Source organism: Alkalibacillus silvisoli (genome assembly GCF_039521975.1).
Taxonomy (GTDB): Bacteria; Bacillota; Bacilli; order Bacillales; family Alkalibacillaceae; genus Alkalibacillus; species Alkalibacillus silvisoli.
The window spans coordinates 1-10,583 of the sequence record NZ_BAAACZ010000012.1 but is presented as its reverse complement, the minus strand read 5'-3'; the positions used below and the strand labels follow the sequence as shown (position 1 = coordinate 10,583).

Below are 10,583 nucleotides of genomic sequence, written 5' to 3'. Positions count from 1 at the left end.
CGCCAACGGCCGCCATCCAAAACCTCACTCTGAATTGTGTCTCTACCCCAACAAATATTGTAGAGCCTTAAAAATAGATGACTCAACAAGTGAGCCATCTATAAACAAGCATTTTATTCATATAAAGCTTCGATCGCACGTTGTAGTTGTAGGTCATTTTCAGGTTCCATAACAGCTTCTAATATTAACTCTTCTAAACGGTTTTCTGTTTCTTCATCAACTACACCGGTAACCTCTAACCCTTCATCTTGCTGGAACGCTTCAACAACCCCTACAGTATCTGTATCATAATAACCATCTGTACGACCTACTTCATAACCTAACCCTTCAAGCATCAGTTGAAGTTTTTCGACTTCTGAGTTGTTTAGATCATATTCTAAAGGCTCTTCGGTTTGAATTAATGTTGAATAAAAATACTCTGGCTGTCTTTGTTCGATCGTCGGTTCAACGCCTACTTCTTCGATACGGTTGCCATCTGGTGTAATCCAATCAAGCACTGTAATTTTAAGCATCCCGTCTTCTAGTGGTAACGTTTGCTGTACAGTACCTTTACCAAATGTGGTTTCACCAATAATTTCATAACCATTCACTTCGTTTAATGCTGCTGCTAGAATTTCTGAAGCACTCGCACTTCCCTCATTAATCAATACTGAAACCGGGTAATCTTTAACACCCTGCCCGTCTAAATGATAAGGTTCTGGTTCTATATCATGCCTGTCAGTATAGACATAAGGTTCTTCTCCATCCATGAAGTGTGAAAGCACTTGTTCTACAGCATCAAATAAACCACCAGGATTACCACGAACATCTATTACTAATCCATCAATATTTTCATCTTCTTCTAAATAAGCTAATTCCTCATTGAATTCTTCTGCTGTTCCTTCACCAAATGACGTAATCTCTAAGACACCTACTGTTTCACCATCATGCTCCTCAACATGAGAGCGTACAGTTTCTAATGGTATGGTGTCTCGTGTAATCGTAATATCAAAAGGTTCATCCTCACCAGGTCTGTCAACAGTTAAGACTACATCCGACCCTTTTTCACCGCGAATTAATTGAACGGCTTCATTAACTGTATCACCTTCAACTGATTCACCATCAACTTCTAAAATACGATCATTCGGTCTAACACCCGCTTCTTCAGCCGGCGAATCACTTAATGGGGCAATTATGGTGATGTGACCTTCACGCTGTGTTACTTCTGCACCAATTCCTTCAAATGAAGACTCGAGTGATTGATTAAATTGCTCTGTCATTTCAGAATCCATGTACTCACTGAAAGGATCATCCAATGAACTAACAATTCCTTCAACAGCTCCATCATAAAGAGCATTGGCATCGACTTCATCTATGTAGTATTCATCAATCATACTTATGACTTGTTCGATTTTCGTATATTCTTCTGACAGCTCTTCATTTTCTTCAATATCATTATGAATTTCATCATCTGGCATTTCTTCTTGTTCGGTTGCTTCATCGTTTGGCTGATCATCACTGCCACTTGCTAATGTCATAGCTGTAGCAGAGACTGCTCCTCCGACTAAAAAGGCGACTAAAACTAATAAAATTAAATACTTTCTGCTCAAATTCAAGATCTCTCACCCCAGCAAACGCTTTTAGATTTTGTAAATCACAATCATATAAGTCTATGCTAAGCCTAAGCACCATAAACCTTTGACATATAATAATAACATAAAAGCATCACACTAAACTGTGCGATGCTTTTATATTACTATAATTATACGTTCAAGTAAAAGCTAAGATTTTACTGAGCAAATTAGTTTATCGTGACGGAACACTTATATATTGTTTTGGGTCAACTGCATTAGATTTTTCGTCATTCCACGGACCACCACGGTGAATTTCAAAGTGTAAGTGCGGACCATAAGAATGTCCCGTATTACCCATATTACCGATCTGTTGCCCTTGTTGGACCACATCACCCACACTCACGTTAACTGATGAGAGGTGTGCATAAACTGTATCGTATGGAACACCATCGATATAGTGTGTCATATAAACGACATTACCATATCCCCCACCACAACCAGTATTACCAACAGTACAACCTGATGTTACTCGGTAAACTTCACCTGTAGCCGCAGCATATATCGGAGGACTTCCATTACCACCCATATCAATACCATTGTGATTTGGCCTATGGCTTGGTTTATATGGAGATGTTAAATAACCTTGCATAGGGGTAATGAATTTTCCACTACCTCCTGATTGCGTTGCAGAAGGTTGTGTTTCTGCAGCTTCTTTTTGGTTTTGTAAGGATTGTTCACGAGCAGCTAGTATTTCTTGTTCCTCTGCAAGCGATACTTGATATTTTTCTAAATCATCTTGTTGTTCATTTAAACTCGCTAACATAACTTGCTGCTCATCTTTACGCTCACCAAGAGAAGCAATTAAACTGTCAAGCTCTTGCTTTTGTGTAACTAGTGATTGCTGTTTACCTTCTAGTTCACCTTTATTATTTTCAACAATTTGTTTGTTTTCTTCTACTTGGTCTTTAGATTCTTCTACTTTACTTACCGATTCCTCTAAAAACTGAATATCTTCAAAGTGCTGGTGGATAATGTTTTGATCTTGGTCCATCACTTTATTAACCGCTGCAGAACGGCTAATAAAATCACCAAAATCACTTGCTCCCATAATGACTTCCATATATTTTACAGATCCGCCGTTACGCTGAAGGGAGCGAAGGCGATCTTTTAACACACCTTCACGCTGCTCAACTCGTTCTTCAGTTTCTACAATCTCTTCCTCTAACGCTTCAATCTCTTCTATTAAGTCGTTAATCTCATTTTCTAGTTCCTGAATTTCTGATTCTAGTTTGCGAATCTCAGTTTCAGTGTGCTCAATATCTAATTCCTTTTGTCTAACTTCTAATTCTGCTTGTTCAATTTCATTGTCAATTCTAGACAACTCATCTTCTGTTTCTTCTTGTTGTGATTCTAATTCACTTAATTCATCTTTTAAACTTTCAATCTCTTGAGAAACACTTTCTCTTTCTTCTTGGACTTCATCTAACTCTTTTTCAATATCTTCTACCGACTGATTCGCCTCAACGGTGTTGGAATCTGTAAACATTATGACACCAATAACTAGAGTCAAAGTTAGAAATGGTATAACTTTTTTAGCCAATTAGTTTCTCCCCTTTTGGTTTGTTTATTTCGATTTATACTTTTAAGAATTTACGAACACTCATGACACTTCCCCAAATACCAATGAAGGCACCAATAGCTAATAGCATGAGTGATAATTGCCAAGCAAATGGATTCCAAGGCAGCAGTTCCATGAATTGGAAGTTCAATCGATCACTTAAATTCAAGTATAAGAAATGATAACCACCAAGAACGAGCGCAATAGGAATGATCGAACCAATCACACCTGTCAACATACCTTCAATAAAGAAAGGCCAACGAATAAAGCTGTTCTTCGCACCAACTAAGCGCATAATACCAATCTCATCTCTTCTAGCTGTAATCGTCATCTTAATGGTGTTAGAAATTAAGAAAATCGCCGTTAATAATAGAGCTGCTATAAATGTGATCCCAATATATCTAGCATATTGGTTGAAATCTAGTAAACGTTCGACAGTTTCGCTACCATAATCAACCTCATCAACATTTGAGAACTCTTCAATAGTCGATGCTACACCAGCCAAGTCTTCAGCATCATATGTTTGAACAACATAAGCATCATTTAATGGGTTATCTTGTTCAAACATCTCCCAAGCTTCCCCATCTTCTCCTAAGTCTTCTATTAATGCTTCTAGTTCTTCATCTTTTGAAGAAAAGTGATGCTCTTCAACTCTATTAATCTCTTCTATGTTTTGACCTAATTCATCAATATCCTCTTCTTCAGCACTTAAATCAATAAACACTTTAATCTCAGCATCAGACTCTATATTATCCGCAATTTGGTTTAGGTTCAGCATTAACATTAAGAACACTGCTACTAAAACAAGTGTTGTCGTTACAGCACCAACTGCGGCTACTGTCATCCAACTATTTCTAATTAAATTTTTCGTTCCTTCTCTTAAATGTCTCTTAAATGTATTAATCTTCATATCCGTATTCCCCTCGATGCTCGTCTCTTACGATTTTACCGTTCTCCATAGCAATGACACGTCTACGAATTTTATTAACAATCTCCTTACTGTGAGTCGCCATGATCACAGTTGTTCCGCTTGTATTAATCTCTTCAAAAATCCTCATAATCTCCCACGATGTTTCTGGGTCTAGGTTACCTGTTGGCTCATCGGCAATAACAATTTTTGGGCTATTCACAATGGCTCTAGCAATCGCGACACGTTGCTGTTCACCACCTGATAATTGCGCCGGAATAAATCTCGCCTTATGTTTTAAACCAACTCGATCTAACACATCCATCACACGACGACGGATTTTCTTTGGATGCTCTTCAATTACTTCTAAAGCAAACGCAACATTTTCATATACAGTAAGTGTCGGTAACAGCTTGAAATCCTGAAAGATAACGCCGATTCCACGACGTAAAAATGGAACTTCCTTTAGCTTCATATCACTAACATCTACATGATTAATGCTGACTTGTCCTTTTGTTGAAATTTCTTCTCGGTACATCATTTTAATGAAAGACGACTTACCCGCACCACTTGGACCGACAACATAAACGAATTCACCGTCTTTGATCGTTGTTGAAACACCATTTAATGCTGTGACGCCATTATCATAAACTTTATATACATTCTTCATCTCAATCATAATAATCCACCTTGATCCTCCTGCTGCACCTGCAACATTTTGTTATTCACAGATTTATAGATAAGCCTTGTCCATTTCTAGTTGCCAATTATGTGCTAATGAACCTGAATGAAACGGCCGTACAAATTGTCGAAATATTAAATCATATTGAGTCGTTCATCAAACTATTTTATCACATTTATACATAAGTTGTCTTATTGTCATAGATTTCATCGTAACAATTAATAGTATTATAACATCATTCGCCAAATTATACTGCCGGTATTATATTACATTTTCTTTTCAATTTATTAATAGTCTTTAACATTAAAAAACTGTAACTCCATCATGTAAATTTAGAAGATAACTTGATGGAGTTACAGTTTTTATTATTAATTGAATTAAGTTTATAGAAAGGGGTTGCGGTGAGGGTCGGTGCGTAGTTTTATCAGCGCTCAGGCTAGTTTATCAGCGCTCACACTAGATTTATCAGCGCTCAGTATGAATTTATCAGCGTTCACACTAGATTTATCAGCGCTCAACAAGATTTATCAGCGCTCAGGCTAGTTTATCAGCGCTCACACGATTTTATCAGCGCTCGAGCTTCATTTAGCCTAAAAAAGCTTTGAGAAGGTTCCTCCTCCTCAAAGCTTTTTGAACTTTACTGCTCTACAACGAATTCAGCAATATCTTCTGCTTCTCCTTCGTCAACACCTTGTACGGGTGCCATGCTGCCGTAACCTTCTAAAATAATTGAAACAACTTCATCTTGATCGTAGTCTGCCCCAGCGTCTTGTAGTCCTGGAGCGCCACCACCACTTAGGTCACCGCCGTGGCATTGTGCACAGTTTTGCTGATACAATTCTTCACCAGCTGCTGTGCCATTCGCTTCTGGTTCAGCACCATTACCTTCAGTGCCTTCCCCGCCATTGCCACATGCAGCAATTACCATCATCAGGCCAAAAATCCCTGCTAATAATGTTTTCTTCATTTGTAAATAACCTCCTGTCAGTATTGCTTTTATGTTTTCCTATCACTCAAAAAGTTATCCATCAACTTTTGAGCGTAAATAGGCGTCAATAAATGGATCTAACTCGCCATCCATAACAGCTTGTGTATTTCCATTTTCCACATTTGTTCGGTGGTCTTTCACCATATTATATGGATGGAATACGTAAGAACGGATTTGACTTCCCCATCCGATTTCTTTCTGTTCGCCACGAATTTCATCTAATTGTTGTTGTTGTTTTTCAATTTCTAATTGATAAAGTTTTGATTTTAACATCTTCATGGCTTGATCACGGTTTTTAATTTGTGAACGTTCAGATTGGCAAGTGACGATCGTATTTGTTGGCAAGTGTGTAATTCTAACTGCTGAGTCTGTAGTGTTAACATGTTGACCACCTGCACCACTTGCACGATACGTATCAATCTTTAGATCCTCATTTTTCACATCAATTTCTACATCATCGTTAAATTCAGGCATAGCATCTAATGAAGCAAATGATGTATGTCTACGTCCAGATGAATCAAACGGCGAAATACGAACGAGACGGTGTACACCCTTTTCCGCTTTCAAATAGCCGTATGCGTTGTGTCCTTGAATTAATAGTGTGACACTTTTAACGCCTGCTTCATCACCCGGTAAATAATCTAATGTTTCAACTTTAAAGCCTTTTCGTTCTGCATAACGGGTGTACATTCTTAACAACATTTCAGCCCAGTCTTGTGATTCAGTACCGCCAGCACCTGGGTGAATCTCGATAATCGCATTGTTTTGATCATAAGGCTCACTAAGTAATATGTTCAATTCAAACTGATTTAAACTAGTTGAAACAGACTTTAACTGTTCTTGTAAATCATCAAATAATTCTTCATCGTTTTCTTCTTTAACTAATTCATAAGAGACCTCTAGATTTTCCAAGCCTTCTTCATTATGATCGAACTTTTGAACAAGATCTTTTAAAGCGTTCGATTCGCTTATCACTTTTTGTGCTTGTTCTTGATCATTCCAAAAATTAGGCTCGGTCATTTTTTCATCTAACTCAGATATTCGTGCTCTATAACCATCTAAGTCAAAGAGACCCCCTAAAGTTTTCTAATCGTTTATGAAGTTGATCGAGTTCATTTCGAATATCTGCTAAATCCATAAAACTATATCCACCTCTACTATATATTCTACCCTTATTATACCACTTATGAATCGTCAAAAAACGAACTTTTCGTTACAAATTGGAAAATTTAACCCTCATTAAAAACTCAATAAAACCTTATCCACTCTCTAAGGGAATGGATAAGGTTTTTAAATTTAAGCACCGTGGCACTGCTTATATTTCTTACCGCTGCCGCATGGGCATGGTTCATTTCGTCCAACTTCTTTTTTCTTAACAATTGGTTGGCGTTTTTTCTCTTCTTTCGGTTTTCCACCAGCGACTGCTTGAGTACCTGTTGCGACTTGGACACGTTGTAAGTTTTCACGGATTTGTGCTTTCATTGCGTACTTAGCAACTTCTTGTTCGATATTAGCAATCATCTCTTCGAACATCGAGAAGCCTTCCATTTGATACTCTTGTAGTGGATTGTTTTGGCCATATGCACGTAGATGAATCCCCTGTCTTATTTGGTCCATCTGGTCGATATGATCCATCCATTTAGAGTCAACTGTGCGGAGTAAAATTACTTTTTCGAACTCGCGCATTTGTTCTTCAGTTAACTCTTGTTCACGCTGATCGTATTTCTCTTTCACATGCCCCATGACATGCTCTACCATTTCATCTGGTTCTTTACCTTTTAGGTCATCAGAAGAAATTTCATCTTGCTGCAAAACATTTGCTTGAAGGAATAGAGCTATGTTTTCTAACTCCCAGTTTTCCTCTTCTTCATCTTGAGTATATAAATCAACATTACGTTTAACAGTTGATTCAATCATACCCATGATAATATCGCGTAGGCTTTCTGATTCTAGAACTTCATTACGCTGTTCATAAATAATGTCACGTTGTTCACGTAGCACATCATCATAAGAAAGGATTTGCTTACGGGCATCAAAGTTATTACCCTCTACACGTTTTTGCGCTGACTCTACAGCACGTGAAACCATTTTACTTTCGATTGGTTGGTCATCTTCTAAACCAAAGCGCTCCATCATTGAGTGCATGCGCTCAGAACCGAAGCGACGCATTAACTCATCTTCCATTGATAAATAGAATTGAGATACACCTGGGTCACCTTGACGACCTGAACGTCCACGCAACTGGTTATCGATACGACGTGATTCGTGACGTTCAGTACCAACAACAGCAAGACCACCAAGATCTTTAACGCCATCGCCTAATTTAATGTCTGTACCACGACCAGCCATGTTTGTCGCAATTGTTACAGAGCCTTTTTCACCAGCTTCTTGGATGATTTCTGCTTCTTTAAAGTGGTTTTTCGCGTTTAACACATTGTGCTTCACGCCAGCTTTCTTAAGCATTTTAGCAATAAGCTCTGATGTTTCAACTGCAACAGTACCAACTAATACAGGTTGTCCCTTTTGGTAACGTTCTTTGATATCTTCTACCATCGCATTGTACTTTCCATCCACAGATTTATAAATTAAATCAGGGCGGTCATCACGTACAATCGCTTCATTAGTAGGGATAGCCACAACGTTCATGTTATAAATATTACGGAACTCTTCTTCTTCTGTCTTCGCAGTACCAGTCATACCCGCTAGCTTATTGTACATACGGAAAAAGTTCTGGAACGTTATCGTTGCTAAAGTCATGCTTTCTTTTTGAATTTGTAAGCCTTCTTTAGCTTCAATCGCTTGGTGCAAGCCATCACTATAACGACGACCTTTCATTAAACGGCCAGTGAACTGATCAACAATGACAACTTCACCTTCATCTACAACATAATCCGTATCTTTTTGCATCACGACTTGAGCCTTTAACGCTTGGTTAATATGGTGCGTTAAAGATACATGATCCAGGTCATATAAGTTTTCAATATTAAAGAATTTTTCAGCTTTAGTAATACCATTTTCAGTTAGCTGAACGTTACGTGATTTCTCATCGTAAGTGTAATCATCTTCATTCTTTAACGTTTCAACGAATGAATCAGATTGTAAATAATTGGTTTGTGACTTTTGCTGTGAACCGGAAATAATAAGTGGTGTACGCGCCTCATCAATTAAGATCGAGTCAACCTCATCGACAATCGCAAAATTCAATTCACGCTGCACACGCTTCTCTTTATATAACACCATGTTGTCACGTAAGTAATCAAAACCAAACTCATTATTCGTACCATACGTAATGTCACATGCATAAGCTTCACGCTTTTCATCTTTATCAAGGTCATTCGTATTTAAACCGACTGTTAAGCCTAACCAATCATATAACTCGCCCATCTCAGTCGAGTCACGGTGAGCTAAGTAGTCGTTAACGGTAATAATGTGAACACCTTTACCCGAAATCGCATTCAAATAAGCAGGCATGGTTGAAGCAAGCGTTTTACCTTCACCTGTTTTCATCTCAGCAATATCGCCATTATGAATCGCAATTGCACCAATTAGCTGAACATAATAAGGACGCATGCCTAACACACGCTTAGCTGATTCTCTTACGACAGCAAATGCTTCAACTAACAAATCATCTAACGATTCACCAGTCTGATAACGTTCTTTAAACTCTCCTGTTTTCTCTTTTAATCCTGTGTCAGACAGCTTTTGAATATCAGTTTCTAAAGCTTCTATTTGGTCTGCTTTTTTACGAAGTTTCTTTAACTGCTTCTCATTTAGATCGCCAAAAACCTTTGATAATAATTGCTTCATTAATTTGCACCTCGTATCCTCTTGTTTACAACAATCCAACTATAATGATAACACTATCAAAACAGTCATGACAACTAACAGAATATGTTGATTGCACACGGAGCATGTCATTTTCAGACTTTTCTATCATAATCGGAGTGGAAGTTCATTAAACATTAAGAAATTGGGACTAATTTTTTGTGGGAGTTGATAAGAATTTTTGAGCGCTGATAAATTCGGGTGAGCGCCGATAAATCTATCGCGAGCGCTGATAAATTCTTGCGAGCGCTGATAAATTCATGCGAGCGCTGTTAAATTCGTGCGAGCGCTGTTAAATTCTTGCGAGCGCTGTTAAATTCATGCGAGCGCTGATAAATCTATCGGGAGCGCCGTTAAATTCGTGCGAGCGCTGATAAATCTATCGCGAGCGCCGATAAATCTATCACGAGCGCCGATAAATCTATCACGAGCGCCGTTAAATATATGACTATTTTAGACGTGTAGTATTAAAATGAGAGATTTCACTCAGCAGATTTATGCAAAAAAAAAATCAGGTGATTAGGAGAGATCTTTTGTTAAAAGAATCTCTTCTATTCAACCTGATCCAAAATTTCAAGACCATAAAGGCGGTTAATTTACTCGACATGAGGGTTTATTGGGATAGGAATATTTTGCATTGGGTTCGGAGGTTACATTTGAAATGTCGTGTTCCAACATTGTTACTCGCTTATTGGTCGCTGCGACTATGCGCATTAACTGCGAAATCAAATCACTTTGACGCTCTATTTGGTTCCGTAAGTTAACACAGGTGAGGCAATTGTGCTGTTTTTCCAACTCGTATTCCCCCTTTATGATCTTGTTAACTTAGTTATATCATAGGCTAATCAAGCTTGGTAGCCCCCTTCATTTCGCTTAAAAATTGTAGTTAAAACATTTTTTGAGCGTTATTTGTTAGATTGGAAAATTTGACTAAGAAAATAGGGTATTCGGATTTCATGGTGGAAAAGGGCTTATAAATCACCCTTCTCCAAATTCTTAATAAGTGTGGA

The 10,583-nt window shown here is 38.0% G+C and carries 7 protein-coding genes; all 7 read right to left on the bottom strand.

Annotated elements, in window-relative coordinates; translation table 11 throughout:
- Positions 1-113: 113 nt before the first annotated feature.
- Complete coding sequence (locus ABDZ63_RS08855) at positions 114-1,595, bottom strand: S41 family peptidase (protein WP_343783204.1); 1,482 nt, start codon at positions 1,593-1,595, stop codon at positions 114-116.
- Between the two features lie 190 nt (positions 1,596-1,785).
- Positions 1,786-3,153, bottom strand: coding sequence for a murein hydrolase activator EnvC family protein (locus ABDZ63_RS08850; protein ID WP_343783203.1), 1,368 nt, complete (start codon positions 3,151-3,153; stop codon positions 1,786-1,788).
- Positions 3,154-3,187: 34 nt separating this feature from the next.
- A complete protein-coding gene (gene ftsX, locus ABDZ63_RS08845; protein WP_343783202.1) occupies positions 3,188-4,081 on the bottom strand; it encodes a permease-like cell division protein FtsX in 894 nt (297 codons plus the stop codon).
- Positions 4,071-4,757 (bottom strand): cell division ATP-binding protein FtsE, encoded by a 687-nt coding sequence (gene ftsE, locus ABDZ63_RS08840; protein WP_343783201.1) that lies wholly within the window; start codon positions 4,755-4,757, stop codon positions 4,071-4,073. Before ftsE ends, ftsX begins: the two co-directional genes overlap by 11 nt.
- Positions 4,758-5,397: 640 nt before the next feature.
- Positions 5,398-5,727 carry a c-type cytochrome gene (locus ABDZ63_RS08835; protein WP_343783200.1) on the bottom strand — a complete coding sequence of 110 codons (330 nt, stop codon included), beginning with the start codon at positions 5,725-5,727 and terminating at the stop codon, positions 5,398-5,400.
- 54 nt (positions 5,728-5,781) lie between these two features.
- A protein-coding gene (prfB, locus tag ABDZ63_RS08830) for a peptide chain release factor 2 (RefSeq protein ID WP_343783199.1) occupies positions 5,782-6,886 on the bottom strand; the annotation gives its coding sequence in 2 pieces (ribosomal slippage) (positions 5,782-6,813 and positions 6,815-6,886; 1,104 coding nt in all).
- A 158-nt stretch (positions 6,887-7,044) separates the two neighbouring features.
- Positions 7,045-9,555, bottom strand: coding sequence for a preprotein translocase subunit SecA (gene secA / locus ABDZ63_RS08825; protein WP_343783198.1), 2,511 nt, complete (start codon positions 9,553-9,555; stop codon positions 7,045-7,047).
- Positions 9,556-10,583 lie beyond the last annotated feature (1,028 nt).

What these genes read in the sequence shown, in the direction of transcription:
- ABDZ63_RS08835 (WP_343783200.1), bottom strand. Translation starts at nt 5,727, where the DNA reads ATGAAGAAAACATTATTAGCAGGGATTTTTGGCCTGATGATGGTAATT.
- ftsE (WP_343783201.1), bottom strand. Translation starts at nt 4,757, where the DNA reads ATGATTGAGATGAAGAATGTATATAAAGTTTATGATAATGGCGTCACA.
- secA (WP_343783198.1), bottom strand. Translation starts at nt 9,555, where the DNA reads ATGAAGCAATTATTATCAAAGGTTTTTGGCGATCTAAATGAGAAGCAG.
- ftsX (WP_343783202.1), bottom strand. Translation starts at nt 4,081, where the DNA reads ATGAAGATTAATACATTTAAGAGACATTTAAGAGAAGGAACGAAAAAT.